Consider the following 14,931-nt stretch of genomic DNA (forward strand, 5'->3'; position numbering starts at 1 on the left):
GGCGCCCCTCATGCCGGCAGCCACGTGCCGGGTCCGCCCCGCCCGGGCCGTCCCATGCCCCCGCCGCCGGGCCCGCCCGCGGGAAAGCCGGGCGGCGCGCTCCGGCCATCCTCCCCGGCGTCCACGCGTCCGGCCACGTCATGACCGCTGCGGGGCGGTAGCGCTGGACGCCACGCCCGGAGACAGCCGGGTCTCACGATGTGGTCGCCCGGGCTCATCGCGGCTTGCATATTCATCCTCACCAGTGCATCATTTTCACCAGCAAGGTCATGAGCTAGGATGCATGAATATGCAGGAGGCGGCAGGATGAGAGCGGCGATCGCGGGAGCCAGCGGTTACGCGGGCGGTGAGCTGCTCCGCCTCCTGCTGGGCCATCCGGATTTCGAGATCGGGGCGCTCACCGCGGCCTCGAGCGCGGGCAGCCGTCTCGGCGCCCACCAGCCACACCTGCCCCAGCTGGCCGACCGCGTCCTCGACGACACCACCGCCGGCACGCTCGCCGGGCACGACGTGGTCTTCCTCGCGCTGCCGCACGGCCACTCCGCCGCCGTCGCCGCCGCGCTCGGCGAGGAGACGCTGGTCGTCGACTGCGGCGCCGACCACCGGCTCGCCGACCCCGCCGCCTGGCAGGAGTTCTACGGCGGCGAGCACGCCGGCACCTGGCCCTACGGCCTGCCCGAGCTGCCAGGACAGCGCGAGGTGCTCAGGCAGGCGACCAGGATCGCCGTCCCCGGGTGCTATCCGACCTCCGTCCTGCTCGCCCTGTCGCCCGCGCTCGCCGCCGGGCTGGCCGGGCCCGACGTGGTCGTCGTCGCCGCCTCCGGCACCAGCGGGGCGGGCAGGTCGCCCAAACCCCACCTGCTCGGCAGCGAGGTCATGGGCTCGGCCGGCGCTTACGCCGTGGGCGGCGTCCACCGGCACACGCCCGAGATGGAGCAGGGGCTGTCGGCGGTCGCTGGCGCTCCCGTGCGCGTCTCGTTCACCCCGACGCTGGCCCCCATGAGCCGCGGCATCCTCGCCACCTGCTCCGCCCCGGCCGCGCCGGGCGTCACCAAGGAATCGCTGCGCACGGCGTACGAGGTCGCGCTCAAGAGCGAGCCGTTCGTCAGGCTGCTGCCGGAGGGCGTCTGGCCGGCCACCGCCATGACCTACGGCGCCAACACCGCGGCCCTGCAGGTGACGCTCGACGAGCGCGCGGGCCGCGTGGTCGCCGTCATCGCCATCGACAACCTCACCAAGGGCACGGCCGGGGGCGCCGTCCAGAGCGTCAACATCGCCCTCGGCCTGCCGGAAGAGCTCGGCCTTCCCCTGACAGGAGTTGCACCTTGAGCAAGCGCAGCGCATCAACCGACGAGCACGGGAGCTCATCGCTCCCGTCCCCGTGGAAGGCGGTGTCATGAGCGTCACGGCACCCCTGGGTTTCAGGGCCGCGGGAGTCGCCGCAGGGATCAAGCCCGGCGGCGCCCGCGATCTCGCTCTCGTCGTCAACGACGGCCCCAGCCGCGCCGCCGCGGGCGTCTTCACCGCCAACCGCGTCAAGGCCGCCCCCGTGCTCTGGTCGCAGCAGGTCCTGGCGGGCGGGCGGCTGCGCGCGGTCGTCCTCAACTCCGGCGGGGCCAACGCCTGCACCGGCCCCGAGGGCTTCCAGGACACGCACGCCACCGCCGAGAAGGTGGCCGCGCTCCTGGAGGACTCCGCGGGTGAGGTCGCGGTCTGCTCGACCGGCCTCATCGGCGAGCGGCTGCCGATGGACGAGTTGCTGGCGGGCGTCGAGACCGCCGCCGCCCAGCTCGCCCGCGACGGCGGCCTGGCCGCGGCCGACGCCATCCGCACCACCGACACCGTCTCCAAGATCTCGTTCAAGCGCGGCGGCGAAGCCGCTGCGGGGGAGGAAGCCTCTTCCCTGCAGTCCGGGGGGTCCTCGGGGGCCCGGGGATACATGGTCGGCGGGATGGCCAAGGGAGCCGGCATGCTCGCCCCCGCCCTGGCCACCATGCTCTGCGTGATCACCACCGACGCCGACCTGACCGGCGACGAGCTCGACACCGTGCTGCGCAGGGCCACGGCCGTCACGTTCGACCGGCTCGACACCGACGGCTGCATGTCGACCAACGACACCGTGCTCCTGCTGTCCAGCGGCGCGTCCGGGGTCAGGCCCGACCTCGACGAGTTCGAGCAGAAGGTCACCGAGGTCTGCGCCGACCTGGCCAGGCAGCTGCTCGTCGACGCCGAGGGAGCCTCCAAGGCCATCGCCATCGAGGTGGTCGGCGCGGCGGACGAGGACGACGCCGTGAAAGTGGGCCGCGCGGTCGCCCGGTCCAGCCTGCTCAAGTGCGCCATCCACGGCGAGGACCCCAACTGGGGCCGCGTGCTGGCCGCCGTCGGCACCACCGACGCCGAGTTCGAGCCCGACCGCCTCAACGTCGCCATCAACGGCATCTGGATCTGCCGGGGCGGCGCGGTGGGCGACGACCGCGACAAGGTGGACATGAGTGCCAGGGACGTGACGATCACCATCGACCTGTCGGCCGGCCCGCAGACCGCGACCGTCCACACCACCGACCTGACGGCCGCCTACGTCCACGAGAACTCGGCGTACTCCTCATGAGGCTGACCACCGCGCACACCAAGGCCGGGGCGCTGATCGAGGCCCTGCCGTGGCTGACCCGCTTCCACGGCGCGACCGTCGTCATCAAGTACGGCGGCAACGCGATGACCGACGAGGCGCTCAAGTCCGGCTTCGCCGAGGACGTCGTCTTCCTGCGCCACGCCGGCCTGCGCCCGGTCGTCGTGCACGGCGGCGGCCCGCAGATCAGCAGCGCGCTCGACCGGCTGGGCATCGAGTCCACGTTCACCGCCGGGCTGCGGGTCACCACGCCCGAGGCCATGCAGGTCGTCAGGATGGTGCTGGTCGGCCAGGTCAACCGCGACATCGTGGGCCTGGTCAACCGGCACGGCCCGTTCGCCGTCGGCATGTCCGGCGAGGACGCCCACCTGTTCACCGCGGTGCGCAAACACGCGGTCGTCGACGGCGAGCCGGTCGACATCGGCCAGGTCGGCGAGATCATCAAGGTCGAGCCCGGCGCGGTCGCCGCCCTGCTCGACGACGGCCGCATCCCGATCGTCTCCAGCGTGGCTCGGGGAGACGACGGAGAGATCTACAACGTCAACGCCGACACCGCGGCCGCCGCGCTCGCCGTGGCCCTGCAGGCCCGCAAACTGATCGTGCTCACCGACGTGGAGGGCCTGTACGCCAACTGGCCCGACGACACCGACGTGATCGACGAGCTGAGCGCCGACGAGCTCGCGACCATGATGCCCACGCTGTCCAGCGGCATGGTACCCAAGATGGAGGCCTGCCTGACGGCCGTGCAGGGGGGCGTGCCCAGGGCCCATGTGCTCGACGGCCGCGTCCCCCACTCGATGCTGCTGGAGATCTTCACCAACGAAGGGATCGGAACGATGGTGATGCCCTGATGAACCTGTTCCAACGGTTCGAGAAAGCCTTCATGGGCAACTACGGGGTCCCCCCTGTGGCATTGGCCCGAGGCGAGGGCACCCGCGTATGGGACGTCGACGGCAGGGAATATCTCGACTTCATCGGCGGCATCGCGGTCAGCTCGCTCGGCCACGCCCATCCCGCCCTGGTCGAGGCCGTCTCCCGGCAGGTCGCCACGCTCGCCCACACCAGCAACCTGTTCCTGCACGAGCCCGAGGTCCTGCTCGCCGAGAAACTCCTCGGCATGCTCGACGCCCCGGCCAGGGTCTTCTTCGCCAACTCCGGCACCGAGGCGAACGAGGCCGCCTACAAGCTCGCGCTCAAACACGGCCGGCGCGAGGGCCGCTCCTACTTCGTCGCCGCCGAGAACGGTTTCCACGGCCGCACGATCGGCGCGCTCTCCCTGACCGGCAAGAAGGCGATCCGCGACCAGTTCGGCCCGTTCCCGGTGGAGGTGCGTTTCGTCCCGTACGGCGACGCCGACGCGCTCAAGGAGACCATGACCGGCGACTGCATCGCGCTCTTCCTGGAGCCCACCCAGGGCGAGGCGGGCGTGGTGCCGCCGCCCGGCGGTTACCTCGAGGCGGCCCGCGAGATCTGCGACTCGACCGGCGCGCTGCTGGTCGCCGACGAGATCCAGTCCGCCATCGGCCGCACCGGCCACTGGTTCGCCCACCAGGCCGACGGCGTCACCCCCGACATCCTGACCCTGGCCAAGGGCCTGGGCGGCGGCCTGCCGATCGGCGCCTGCGTAGGCTTCGGCGACGTGGGCAGGTTGTTCGAGAAGGGCGACCACGGCTCGACGTTCGGCGGCAACCCGGTCTCCTGCGCCGCGGCGCTGGCCGTCCTCGACAACCTCGACCTCGGCCACGTCAGGTCGGTGGCCGCACGGCTGCGCGAAGGGCTGGAGGCCATCGACCATCCGCTGCTGGAGGGCGTGCGCGGCCGCGGCCTGTGGCTGGCCACGGTGCTGCGCGAGCCGCGCTCGGCCCAGGTGCAGAAGGCCGCCGCGGCGGCCGGCTTCCTGGTCAACGCGCTCCAGCCGGACGCGGTGCGCCTGGCGCCGCCGCTCGTCGTGACGGCGGACGAGGTGGACGCCCTGGTGGCGTCGTTCCCGCGGATCCTCACGGAGGCGGCTGCATGACCATCCGTCACTTCCTCAGAGACGACGACCTGTCGCCCGTCGAGCAGGCGGAGGTGCTGGAGCTCGCCGCCGCGATGAAGAAGGACCGGTTCGGCTACCGGCCGTTCGAGGGGCCGCGCACCGTCGCGGTGCTGTTCGACAAGCCGTCCGCCAGGACCCGCATCTCCTTCCACACCGGCATCGGCGAGCTCGGCGGCCTGCCGCTGGTCGTCGACAACGTCTCGGTGCTGATGGGCCGCGGCGAGCCCACCGCCGACCTGGCCAGGGTGCTGGACCGGCAGGTCGCCGCCATCGTCTGGCGCACCTCCGGGCAGGAGCTCATCGACGAGATGGCCGCCCACTCCCGGGTGCCGGTGGTCAACGCGCTCACCGACGAGTTCCACCCCTGCCAGATCCTCGCCGACCTGCAGACCGTCCACGAGCGGCTGGGCCGCACGGCCGGGTGCACGCTGACCTACCTGGGCGACGGCGCCAACAACATGGCCCACTCCTACCTGCTCGGCGGCGCCACGGCCGGCCTGCACGTACGGATCGCCGCCCCGGCCGGCTACCAGCCCGACCCGGTCATCCTCGGCCAGGCCGCCGCCATCGCCGCCAAGACCGGTGGCTCCGTCGTCGCGCTGACCGATCCGGAGGCCGCCGTCCACGGCGCGCACGTGGTCGCCACCGACACGTGGGTGTCCATGGGGCAGGAGGGGAAGGAGGAGCGGGTCGCCGCGCTCATGCCGTACCAGGTGAACGCCGAGCTGCTCCGCCACGCCGCGGCCGACGCGATCGTGCTGCACTGCCTGCCCGCCTACCGCGGCAACGAGATCACCGAGGAGGTCCTCGAAGGCCCGCAGAGCGTCGTGTGGGACCAGGCGGAGAACCGCCTGCACGCCCAGAAGGCGCTGCTGCACTGGCTGGCCACGCACGCCGACCCGACCAGGGTGCCGGAGGGCGCGTGATCATCCCGATGACCAAGGCGGCGCGGCAGGCGAAGATCACCGACCTGCTGCAGCGGCAGGCCGTGCGCTCCCAGCCCGAGCTGGCCAAGCTGCTCGCCGAGAGCGGCGTCGAGGTCACCCAGGCCACGCTCTCGCGCGACCTCGACGAGCTCGGCGCGCTCAAGCTGCGCGCCGAGGACGGCTCGCTGGTGTACGCGCTGCCCGGCGAGGGCGGCGGCCGCATCCCGCTGGCCAGGCTCGGCACCGGCGAGACCCCGGCGGCGCGGCTGCACCGCATCGCGGAGGAGCTGCTGGTCGCGGCCGAGGCCTCGGCCAACCTGGTCATCGTGCGCACTCCTCCGGGCGCGGCCCAGTTCCTGGCCTCCGCCATCGACCACGCCGACTGGGAGTCCATTCTCGGGACCGTGGCGGGCGACGACACGATCCTCGTCATCAGCCGCGACCCGATGGGCGGCGAGGCGGTCGCCGACGCGCTGCTGAAGGTGGCCGACCGACGTAGTTAGCCCACTCCGCGTGAGTGGGCTCCGCCGTACGGGACATCCTGACATTCAGCACTGGAGACGAAGCACAATGCCCGACAGAGTGGTTCTCGCATATTCCGGCGGTCTCGACACCTCGGTCGCCATCCCCTACCTCGCCGAGAAGATGAACGCCGAGGTCGTCTGCGTCGCCGTGGACCTCGGCCAGGGCGGCGAGGACATGGAGCTCATCCAGAAGCGGGCCATGGACTGCGGCGCGGTCGAGTCGGTCGTCGTCGACGCGAAGGAGGAGTTCGCTGCCGACTTCTGCGTGCCCGCGCTCCAGGCCAACGCCCTCTACATGGACCGCTACCCGCTGGTGTCGTCGCTGTCACGACCGCTCATCGTCAAGCACCTGGTGTCGGCGGCCAAGCGCTTCGGCGGCACCATCGTCTCCCACGGTTGCACCGGCAAGGGCAACGACCAGGTCCGCTTCGAGGCCGGCCTGGCGGCGCTGGCCCCCGACCTCGAGATCATCGCACCCGCGAGAGACTTCGCCTGGACCCGCGACAAGGCCATCGAGTACGCCGAGGCCAAGGGCCTGCCCATCGAGACGTCGAAGAAGAACCCGTTCTCCATCGACCAGAACCTCTGGGGCCGCGCCGTCGAGACCGGCTTCCTCGAGGACATCTGGAACGGCCCGACCGAGGAGGTCTACTCCTACACCGCCGACCCCAGGCAGCCGCGCCCGGCCGACGAGGTCGTCGTCACGTTCGAGCAGGGTGTCCCGGTCAAGGTCGACGGCCGGGCGCTCACGCCCTTCCAGGTGGTCGACGAGCTCAACAAGCGTGCCGGCGCGCAGGGCGTCGGCCGCATCGACATGGTCGAGGACCGGCTGGTCGGCATCAAGTCGCGCGAGGTGTACGAAGCGCCCGGCGCGATCGCGCTCATCGCCGCCCACAAGGAGCTGGAGAGCGTCACCGTCGAGCGGGACCTGGCCCGCTTCAAGCGGGGCGTCGACCAGAGGTGGAGCGAGCTCGTCTACGACGGCCTGTGGTTCTCGCCGCTCAAGAACGCGCTCGACGCCCTCATCGCCGACGTCCAGAAGCACGTCAACGGGGAGATCAGGATGACCCTGCACGGCGGCAACGCCACGGTGACCGGCCGCCGCTCCGACGACTCCCTGTACGATTTCTCGCTCGCCACCTACGACACCGGCGACTCGTTCGACCAGTCGCTGGCCAAGGGCTTCGTCCAGCTCTTCTCCCTCCCGGCTAAGATCGCGGCCGCGCGCGACGCGAAAAGGCGTTGAGTTGCACTAAGGTCGCGGCCGGAGCGCAGGAGCTCGGGGGAGCGCGAGACACGATGCCGACGACCACGAAGCGGGCGCGATCATTGAACACGGCACGGAGGAGATGACGGTGAGTGATGGCAAGCCGATGCGGCTGTGGGGCGGACGCTTCGAAGGAGGTCCGTCCGACGCGCTGACCCGGCTGTCGGTGAGCGTGCACTTCGACTGGCGGCTCGTCCCGTACGACCTGGCGGCGTCCAGGGCGCACGCCCGGGTGTTGCACAGGGCGGGGCTGCTCAGCGAGGAGGAGCTCGAGCGCATGATCGGCGCGCTCGACGACCTGGAGCGCGCCTGCAAGGCGGGCGAGTTCCGGCCGACGGTCGCCGACGAGGACGTGCACACCGCGCTGGAGCGCGGCCTGCTCGAGCGGCTCGGCTCGCTCGGCGGCAAGCTGCGCGCCGGGCGCTCGCGCAACGACCAGATCGCCACCGACCTGCGCCTCTACCTTCGCGATCACGCCCGCACGATCGTGTCCCGCCTGGTCGAGCTGGAGACGGCGCTGATGGCGCAGGCCGAGCAGCACGCCGACACGGCCGCGCCCGGCATGACGCACCTGCAGCACGCGCAGCCGGTCTCGTTCGGCCACCAGCTCCTGGCCCACGTGCACGCCTTCGCGCGCGACATCGACCGCATCACCGACTGGGACAAACGCGCCGCGGTCTCCCCGCTCGGGGCCGGCGCGCTGGCGGGCTCTTCGTTGCCGCTCGACCCGCAGGCCGTGGCCGAGGAGCTGGGCTTCTCCTCCGCCGCGCCCAACTCGATGGACGCCGTCGCCGACCGCGACTTCGCGGCGGAGTTCCTGTTCGACGCGGCCATGATCGGCATTCACCTGTCGCGGCTCGGCGAGGAGATCGTCCTGTGGGCCTCGCAGGAGTTCCGCTGGATCGAGATGGACGACGCCTACTCCACCGGCTCGTCGATCATGCCGCAGAAGAAGAACCCCGACGTGGCCGAGCTGGCCCGCGGCAAGTCGGGGCGGCTCATCGGCGACCTGACGGCGCTGCTGACCACCCTCAAGGGCCTGCCGCTGACCTACAACCGTGACCTGCAGGAGGACAAGGAGCCGGTGTTCGACGCGGTCGACACGCTGCTGCTGGTCCTGCCCGCGATGGCCGGCCTGGTGGCGACGATGCGCGTCAACACCGCCCGCATGGAGGCTTCGGCCCCCGACGGTTTCGCGCTGGCCACCGACCTGGCCGAGCTGCTCGTGCGCCGCGGGGTGGCCTTCCGCGAGGCGCACGAGGCGGTCGGCCATCTCGTGGTGTGGTGCCAGGTCAACGACAAGGACCTCGGCGAGCTGACCGACGACGAGCTGGTCAAGGTGTCGCCGCACCTGACTCCGGACGTCCGCGACGTGCTGAGCGTGCCCGGCGCGCTGGCCGCGCGCAAGGCACACGGGGGCACCGCACCCGACCGCGTACGCGACCAGCTCGTCGCCCTGCGCGAGTCCGTCGACGCGCAGGCGGCATGGGCGGCGGGCAGCTGAGCTCCGCCCCGCTGCCGCGGAGCTTCTTCGACCGGCCGTCGCCCGAGGTGGCGCCCGACCTGCTCGGGCGCGTCCTCGTGCACGGTCCCGTCGCCGTGCGCCTGACCGAGGTCGAGGCGTACGGCGGCCCGGGAGAGGATCCAGCGGCCCACACCTATCGCGGCAGAACACCGCGCAACGCCGTGATGTTCGGCCCGCCCGGCCACGTCTACGTGTACTTCACCTACGGCATGCACTTCTGCGCGAACCTCGTGTGCCTGCCGGAGGGCTCGGGCTCGGCCGTGCTGCTGCGGGCAGGCGAGGTGGTGGCGGGCGCGGACGTCGCCCGCGCCCGCCGTTCGGGCAGCGCGGCCTCCGGTGGCGGCGGCCGGCGGGTCGCCGATCGTGATCTCGCCCGCGGGCCGGCCAGGCTGGCGGTCGCCCTCGGCCTGCTCCGCGAGCACAACGGGATCGACGCGATCTGGCCGGGCGCGCCCGGCGAGACGGAGAGGCTGTTAACGCGGGATCACCGGCTCACCGGTGTCCCGCACGGCGCGGTGGTCATGCTGGAGGGCCGCCCCGCGGACCCGTCCGCGATCAGGTCGGGCCCTCGCACGGGCGTCTCGACGGCCAAGGAGACGCCGTGGCGGTTCTGGATCGACGGCGACCCGGCCGTCTCGCCGTACCGCGCTCACGTGCCCCGGCGCCGCAACGCCGCGGCCACCTCCGTGGGCGAGGCGCCCAGCTCGTGAGGGCTGAAGATGTGCAGGAAGTCGCCGGTGTCGATCTCCAGCATCTCGCTGCGCACACCCCACCGCCTGCGGACGTCGACCTTGATGTCGCAGATCGCCTCCCACGGCACGTGCCGCCTGCCCGCGAACCCGTGCACCACGGTGATCCCGCTCTCGTCGGCCGCCAGCCGTACGGGAACGAGCAGGTCCCGCAGGCCCATCGCGCCGATCAGCACGGCCGCGGGAACGGCCAGGATCACGCCGCCCACGTCGGCTCCCGCCCACCAGTAAAGGGCGAGTCCGGCGCATGCCAGAGCCCCTAAGATCTTCAAAACGGCCAGCTCGCGACGGACCCTCCACATGGACACGAAGCGTATCCAAGTGGCGGCCTGCCCGAGCGATCAGGCACGCTTGTATCGAATCAACCTCAACCCGTCTACTGGAAAGCCGGCACCGTGACCGACATTCTCGATGACCTCGCGTGGCGAGGCCTGATCGCGCAGTCCACCGACCTCGACGCCCTGCGCGCGTCCATGGCCAAGGGACCGATCACGGTCTATTCCGGTTTTGACCCCACCGCTCCTTCGCTGCACGTCGGCCACTTCGTGCCGCTGCTGACGTTGCGCCGCTTCCAGCTCGCGGGGCACCGCCCGATCGGCCTGGTCGGCGGCGCGACCGGCCTCATCGGCGACCCCAGCGGGCGCAACACCGAGCGCGCGCTCAATTCCAGCGACATCGTCGCCGAATGGGTGGAACGTCTGCGCGGCCAGGTCGGCCGGTTCCTCGACTTCGACGCGCAGCCGAACGCGGCGCTCATGGTGAGCAACCTCGACTGGACCGGCGAGCTGACCGCGATCGACTTCCTGCGCGACATCGGCAAGCACTTCCCGGTCAACCGCATGCTGGCCAGGGAGGCCGTGTCCGCGCGGCTGTCGGGTGAGGGTCTGAGCTACACCGAGTTCAGCTACCAGATCCTGCAGTCCAACGACTACCTGGAACTGTTCCGCCGCTACGGCTGCACGCTGCAGATCGGCGGCAGCGACCAGTGGGGCAACATCACCGCCGGCGCCGACCTGGTCCGCCGCATCGAGGGCGCGCACGTCCACGCGCTCACCCTGCCGCTCATCACCAAGGCCGACGGCACGAAGTTCGGCAAGACGGCGGGCGGCGCCCTCTGGCTCGACCCCGAGATGACCTCGCCCTACGCCTTCTACCAGTACTTCCTCAACTCCGACGACCGTGACGTCGTCCACTACCTCAAGGTGTTCACCTTCAAGAGCCGCGAGGAGATCGAGGAACTGGAGAAGGCCGTCGCCGAGCGCCCCTTCGCCCGCCAGGCCCAGCGCGCTCTGGCCGAGGACCTCACGGAGCTCCTCCACGGCAAGCACGAACTCGACGCGGTCGTGGCCGCCTCCAAGGCGCTGTTCGGCCAGGGCACGCTGGAGGAGCTGCCCGCCGCCACGCTCGGGGCCGCGCTCGCCGAGGTGCCGAAGGCCAAGGTCGGCTCGCTCGGAGCGGCGTTCGTCGACCTGCTGTCCGACAGCGGCCTGGTGGAGTCGAAGTCGGCGGCCAGGCGGGCGGTCAAGGAGGGCGGGGCGTACCTCAACAACGTGAAGATCACCGACGAGTCCTACGTGCCGACCTCCGATGACCTGCTGGCGGGGCGCTACCTGGTCCTGCGCCGCGGCAAGAAGTCGATCGGCGGCGTCGAGGTCGGCTGACCGGGTGCGAGGCGGGCCCTTCCCGTTCGGGGCGGCCCGCCTTCTCCTTGTACGGCGTTCACGGGCGGGTGAAGAGCGTCACCGTAAGCCCCGGCAGATCGCCGGAGTGCTTGGCGAGGCCGAGCTCGAAGCCCGCCTCCCGCACCTCCCCGACCCGGTCGATGCCGTCGCCCTCCAGCCCTGACTTCTTCGTCCCGCGCCAGACGACCCACACCCGGTCGTGCCGCTCCAGGGCCGCCGAGACATCGGAGCGCTCCGGATGGCCGAACCCGCCGGGATCGGGGGCGTCGCCCGTCCTGAGCACGTCGACCGGCATCAAGGAGTCGGCGTAGTAGTCGAAGCCCGCGCGCAGCTGGCTCTGCCCGTACACGATGGCGTCGTCGGGCTCGGCCTTGATCACACGCAGCGCCCACGGGATGTTCTCGAAGCGCCCGTTCTCTTCGCGTACGTCCACATGCTGCTGGACCGACAGCACGCACCCGAGGAGCACGACCGCCACGGCGGCCACCACGTGGAACCGGGGGAGAGCGGCCACGGCCATCCCGACCAGCAGCGCCAGCGCGGGAGCGGTCACGAACAGGTAGCGGTCGACGTAGACCGGCGTCACCAGGTGGGACACCGCGAGCAGCAGCACGGGCGGCAGCACGAGCCACCCCGCCAGCGCGAACGCCCACGGGCCTGCGGCCACGCCCGGGACCCGCCTGCGCGCCGCCGCCCACAGCAGCACCGCCCCGGCCACGGCCAGAACGAACAACATCACGCCGAGCCCGGTCGTCCCCGCCGCCATCTTCGGGAACTTCAGCCATACCTCCGGCCCCCGCTGCGGGATCCAGCTGATGGCGTGCCGCTCGCCGTACCCGATGAGCCCCAGCACCACGGCGGGAACACACCCGGCGGCCAGCGCCGCGGCCATCCGCGCCAGCACGTCGCGGCGGGCCAGACACAGCTGAGCGGGCAGCACCAGCACCGCGAACAGGTGCGTGGAGCACACGAGCGCGACCGCCACGCCGTAGAGCACCCACCGCCGGGCGGCCGGCCGCCGGAGCGCCCGGTGCAGCGCCCAGAACGAGAGCACCACCGCGGCGGCGGCGAAGGCGTACGACCTGGCGAAGGCCCCGTAGTAGGAGACCGTCGGCAGGATCGCGAAAACGGCCGCACCGGCCACGCCGGCCCGGACGCTGTGCAGGCGCCGGCCCAGGTCCGCCAGGAACCAGGCCGCCACGGCGATCGCCACCGCCGACGGGAACCGCAGCCACAGCTCCGCCGTGCCCGCCTTCACCCAGAAGTGCATGAACAGGTAGTAGGGCAGGAAATGGCCGTCGATGTGCTGGCCCAGCTCCCACAGGCCGGACAACGACCGGGAGGCGGCGCTGACGGTGGCCAGCTCGTCGCCGTTCAGGGTGGCGGAGCCCGTGCCGGACAACGCCGCGATCCCGGCGAGGGACGCCATCCACCAGGGCGCTGACGTGCGGACACGCGCGGCGGGACGAGCAGGGGGAGCAAGCGTGGCGGCAGTGGTCACCGGGGCAGGATACGCGCCGTAGGGTCGGGCGTATGGCCAATGTGATGGTGTTCGACCTTTATGGCGTGATTGCCCGGACCCAGAGCCCGGAGAGCCGGCGGCGGCTCGTCGAACTGGCGGGTGTACCGGAGGAGCGGTTCTGGGAGGCGTACTGGGCCTGCCGGCCGCTCTATGACGAGGGCCAGAGCGGTGTCGCGTACTGGGACGCGGTGGCGGACCGGCTGGGGACCCGCTTCCCGGACGTGCCCGCGCTCATCGGCGCCGACCTGGCCAGCTGGAGCGACGTGGACGAGTCGATGGTGGAGGTCGTGCACGACCTCGCGGACCAGGGGCACCGGCTGGGCCTGCTGTCGAACATCATCGAGGACCTGGTGCCCTTCTGGGAATCGCGTCATGGTGACTGGCTGGGACGGTTCGCCTCGCTGACGTTCTCGTGCCGGATCGGGGCGGCCAAGCCGGAGCGTCGGGCGTACGAGATCTGTGCCGAGCGGATCGGGGCGACGCCGCAGGACATCCTGTTCTTCGACGACAACCTGGTGAACGTCGTCGCGGCGCGCGAGGCGGGCATGGCGGCGGAGCTGTACGAGTCGCCGCGGCAGGTGCGGGCCCTCGCCGAGACGATCACGATCCGCCCCTGAGCGCCTCACTGCCGGGTGGTGTGCGTCGGCCTCATCACGATCACGACCCGCCGCTCGGCATCGGCGACCGGCCGCTCGTACTCCAGGCCGTAGCGCTCGGCCAGCGTGTCGAAGAAGTCGCCCGACGGGTCGGGCTCCACCCGCTCGACCACCCCACGGATCTCCACATAACGGTACGGCGCGTCGGGGTCGTTGACGGAGACCGCCACCTGCGGGTTCTCCATGATGTTTCTGCACTTCCTGCGGTCCGTCGTGGTGGTGAAGCGCAGGACCTCACCGTCCCAGACCGTCCATACCGGGTTGACGTTGACGGCTCCGTCGGGGCCGAGTGTCGCCAGGTGGGCGAACAGCGGTCGGCTGAGCAGGTCCAGGTGGCTTGCGGGAATCATCCGCGTTCTCCTCGCTTCTCAGGGCATCGGACGTGGGCACAGTATCAAAGCTTTGATGTATATCAAGACTGGAATGATCGTATGAGGTTGTACGCTCCCCGCTATGGGCATGCCTGCTGACGAACGGCTCGGACTGGACATCAAGCGCGCCGAGCAGGCTCTGATCGCCGCGAAGCAGGCGGCCGTCCGGCCGGCCGGGCTGACCGTTCCGCAGTACGCCGCGCTGTTCGCCTTGTCCGACAGCCCCGGCATCTCGGGCGCGGCGCTGGCGAGAGCGTGTCTCGTCACTCCGCAGGCCATGACCGTGGTGCTCAAGAACCTGGAGGAACGCGGACTGGTCGAACGGTCGCCGCACCCCTGGCACCGCAACGTCCTGGAGACCCGGCTCACGCCCGCCGGGCTCGCGGCGCTGGAGGCCGCGGACGAGCGGGCGGTGCTGATCGAACGCGCGATCGCGGGCGAGTTCAGCGCCGAGGAGCGCGCGGCGTTGCGGGCCCTGCTGGCCCGCTGCGTGGAGGCCATCGCCCGCGTGACGCCCGAATCGTGACCGGCCGCCACGCCGGGCGGGCGGGACGATTTGACGTGTTGCGGATCACGACCTAGTCTTTCACTTCGCCCCGGGTGTGAGCCGGACGCCGGTCAGGTGGACGGGCCCCAGGGCAAGCCCCTTGAAAGAGACGAGCCAATCGGCGGAGTCGCTTCGGCGTGCTCAAGCCCGAGCCGTCTGCGGGTGCGTCGCGATCGCCGAAAAACCGGTTGTTTCGACACGCCTCGGATGGCACGGTAAGTTGCGGGGGTCTCCGCGGAAGCGGAGTGCACCATCCTAAGAAGGTTGGCCGATTTTCTTCAAACCTCCGGGTTTGACGGAGAAATAGGCCGCCTGATAAAGTGAAGCAAGCAAAAAGACGCCTCCGAGTTTCGATTCGAGAGAATCAAGGCGAGGATGGACGCGTGCGTTTCTTGAGAACTCAACAGTGTGTTAAAAGCCAGTGCATGATGCACAACCCCGTTGATCGACGTTTGTCGGTTGATGGATTCCTTTTTGTTAGTTGGGTTCAGACCTTTT

The 14,931-nt window shown here is 71.0% G+C and carries 16 protein-coding genes; 12 read left to right on the forward strand and 4 right to left on the reverse strand.

Features of this window, described 5'->3' with window-relative positions; genetic code table 11:
* Window positions 1-306 precede the first annotated feature (306 nt).
* The 9 genes from argC to ACTWPV_RS28940 all read left to right on the forward strand — a co-directional run bounded on the left by argC (window position 307) and on the right by ACTWPV_RS28940 (window position 9,616).
* Window positions 307-1,329, forward strand: coding sequence for an N-acetyl-gamma-glutamyl-phosphate reductase (gene argC, locus ACTWPV_RS28900; protein WP_443154195.1), 1,023 nt, complete (start codon window positions 307-309; stop codon window positions 1,327-1,329).
* A 67-nt stretch (window positions 1,330-1,396) separates the two neighbouring features.
* Window positions 1,397-2,608 carry a bifunctional glutamate N-acetyltransferase/amino-acid acetyltransferase ArgJ gene (argJ, locus tag ACTWPV_RS28905; RefSeq protein ID WP_443154196.1) on the forward strand — a complete coding sequence of 404 codons (1,212 nt, stop codon included), beginning with the start codon at window positions 1,397-1,399 and terminating at the stop codon, window positions 2,606-2,608.
* Window positions 2,605-3,477 (forward strand): acetylglutamate kinase, encoded by an 873-nt coding sequence (argB, locus tag ACTWPV_RS28910; RefSeq protein ID WP_443154197.1) that lies wholly within the window; start codon window positions 2,605-2,607, stop codon window positions 3,475-3,477. Before argJ ends, argB begins: the two co-directional genes overlap by 4 nt.
* A complete protein-coding gene (locus ACTWPV_RS28915) occupies window positions 3,477-4,643 on the forward strand; it encodes an acetylornithine transaminase (RefSeq protein ID WP_443154198.1) in 1,167 nt (388 codons plus the stop codon). The genes argB and ACTWPV_RS28915 overlap by 1 nt, the downstream gene beginning before the upstream one ends.
* Complete coding sequence (gene argF, locus ACTWPV_RS28920) at window positions 4,640-5,590, forward strand: ornithine carbamoyltransferase (RefSeq protein WP_443154199.1); 951 nt, start codon at window positions 4,640-4,642, stop codon at window positions 5,588-5,590. The genes ACTWPV_RS28915 and argF overlap by 4 nt, the downstream gene beginning before the upstream one ends.
* An 8-nt stretch (window positions 5,591-5,598) precedes the next feature.
* Entirely contained in the window at window positions 5,599-6,093 is a 495-nt protein-coding gene (locus ACTWPV_RS28925; RefSeq protein ID WP_347648980.1) for an arginine repressor, read from the forward strand.
* 67 nt (window positions 6,094-6,160) lie between these two features.
* A complete protein-coding gene (locus ACTWPV_RS28930; RefSeq protein WP_443154200.1) occupies window positions 6,161-7,360 on the forward strand; it encodes an argininosuccinate synthase in 1,200 nt (399 codons plus the stop codon).
* 103 nt (window positions 7,361-7,463) lie between these two features.
* Window positions 7,464-8,885: an argininosuccinate lyase gene (gene argH, locus ACTWPV_RS28935; RefSeq protein WP_443154201.1), complete on the forward strand. Its 1,422-nt coding sequence runs from the start codon at window positions 7,464-7,466 to the stop codon at window positions 8,883-8,885.
* On the forward strand, window positions 8,867-9,616 hold the full coding sequence (locus ACTWPV_RS28940) for a DNA-3-methyladenine glycosylase (RefSeq protein WP_443154202.1): 750 nt from the start codon (window positions 8,867-8,869) through the stop codon (window positions 9,614-9,616). The genes argH and ACTWPV_RS28940 overlap by 19 nt, the downstream gene beginning before the upstream one ends.
* Here ACTWPV_RS28940 and ACTWPV_RS28945 read toward each other — a convergent pair.
* Window positions 9,556-9,957 (reverse strand): PH domain-containing protein, encoded by a 402-nt coding sequence (locus tag ACTWPV_RS28945; RefSeq protein ID WP_443154203.1) that lies wholly within the window; start codon window positions 9,955-9,957, stop codon window positions 9,556-9,558. The genes ACTWPV_RS28940 and ACTWPV_RS28945 overlap by 61 nt on opposite strands.
* Before the next feature lie 93 nt (window positions 9,958-10,050).
* On the opposite strand from ACTWPV_RS28945, the gene tyrS reads away from it, so the two are divergent.
* Entirely contained in the window at window positions 10,051-11,316 is a 1,266-nt protein-coding gene (gene tyrS / locus ACTWPV_RS28950) for a tyrosine--tRNA ligase (RefSeq protein ID WP_347648836.1), read from the forward strand.
* A 58-nt stretch (window positions 11,317-11,374) separates the two neighbouring features.
* On the opposite strand, the gene ACTWPV_RS28955 is transcribed toward tyrS, so the two are convergent.
* Complete coding sequence (locus ACTWPV_RS28955) at window positions 11,375-12,838, reverse strand: glycosyltransferase family 39 protein (protein ID WP_443154204.1); 1,464 nt, start codon at window positions 12,836-12,838, stop codon at window positions 11,375-11,377.
* Window positions 12,839-12,870: 32 nt separating this feature from the next.
* On the opposite strand from ACTWPV_RS28955, the gene ACTWPV_RS28960 reads away from it, so the two are divergent.
* Complete coding sequence (locus ACTWPV_RS28960; RefSeq protein WP_443154205.1) at window positions 12,871-13,476, forward strand: HAD family hydrolase; 606 nt, start codon at window positions 12,871-12,873, stop codon at window positions 13,474-13,476.
* A gap of 5 nt (window positions 13,477-13,481) precedes the next feature.
* Here the strand turns inward: ACTWPV_RS28960 and ACTWPV_RS28965 are convergent, their stop codons facing one another.
* Window positions 13,482-13,865 (reverse strand): PPOX class F420-dependent oxidoreductase, encoded by a 384-nt coding sequence (locus tag ACTWPV_RS28965; RefSeq protein ID WP_443154206.1) that lies wholly within the window; start codon window positions 13,863-13,865, stop codon window positions 13,482-13,484.
* 103 nt (window positions 13,866-13,968) lie between these two features.
* Here ACTWPV_RS28965 and ACTWPV_RS28970 point away from each other — a divergent pair, with 103 nt between their 5' ends.
* On the forward strand, window positions 13,969-14,412 hold the full coding sequence (locus ACTWPV_RS28970) for a MarR family winged helix-turn-helix transcriptional regulator (RefSeq protein ID WP_443154207.1): 444 nt from the start codon (window positions 13,969-13,971) through the stop codon (window positions 14,410-14,412).
* A 299-nt stretch (window positions 14,413-14,711) separates the two neighbouring features.
* On the opposite strand, the gene ACTWPV_RS28975 is transcribed toward ACTWPV_RS28970, so the two are convergent.
* Window positions 14,712-14,931, reverse strand: a 220-nt coding sequence (locus ACTWPV_RS28975) for a hypothetical protein (protein ID WP_443154208.1), incomplete at its 5' end; no start/stop codon positions are given.

Origin of the sequence: Nonomuraea sp. KM88, assembly GCF_052245635.1 — a bacterium.
In the GTDB taxonomy this organism is placed as follows: Bacteria; Actinomycetota; Actinomycetes; order Streptosporangiales; family Streptosporangiaceae; genus Nonomuraea.

Coding starts and splice junctions, on each gene's coding strand:
- argC (WP_443154195.1), top strand. CDS start 307: ATGAGAGCGGCGATCGCGGGAGCCAGCGGTTACGCGGGCGGTGAGCTG.
- argJ (WP_443154196.1), top strand. CDS start 1,397: ATGAGCGTCACGGCACCCCTGGGTTTCAGGGCCGCGGGAGTCGCCGCA.
- argB (WP_443154197.1), top strand. CDS start 2,605: ATGAGGCTGACCACCGCGCACACCAAGGCCGGGGCGCTGATCGAGGCC.
- ACTWPV_RS28915 (WP_443154198.1), top strand. CDS start 3,477: ATGAACCTGTTCCAACGGTTCGAGAAAGCCTTCATGGGCAACTACGGG.
- argF (WP_443154199.1), top strand. CDS start 4,640: ATGACCATCCGTCACTTCCTCAGAGACGACGACCTGTCGCCCGTCGAG.
- ACTWPV_RS28925 (WP_347648980.1), top strand. CDS start 5,599: ATGACCAAGGCGGCGCGGCAGGCGAAGATCACCGACCTGCTGCAGCGG.
- ACTWPV_RS28930 (WP_443154200.1), top strand. CDS start 6,161: ATGCCCGACAGAGTGGTTCTCGCATATTCCGGCGGTCTCGACACCTCG.
- argH (WP_443154201.1), top strand. CDS start 7,464: ATGACGGTGAGTGATGGCAAGCCGATGCGGCTGTGGGGCGGACGCTTC.
- ACTWPV_RS28940 (WP_443154202.1), top strand. CDS start 8,867: ATGGGCGGCGGGCAGCTGAGCTCCGCCCCGCTGCCGCGGAGCTTCTTC.
- ACTWPV_RS28945 (WP_443154203.1), bottom strand. CDS start 9,957: ATGTGGAGGGTCCGTCGCGAGCTGGCCGTTTTGAAGATCTTAGGGGCT.
- ACTWPV_RS28960 (WP_443154205.1), top strand. CDS start 12,871: ATGGCCAATGTGATGGTGTTCGACCTTTATGGCGTGATTGCCCGGACC.
- ACTWPV_RS28965 (WP_443154206.1), bottom strand. CDS start 13,865: ATGATTCCCGCAAGCCACCTGGACCTGCTCAGCCGACCGCTGTTCGCC.
- ACTWPV_RS28970 (WP_443154207.1), top strand. CDS start 13,969: ATGGGCATGCCTGCTGACGAACGGCTCGGACTGGACATCAAGCGCGCC.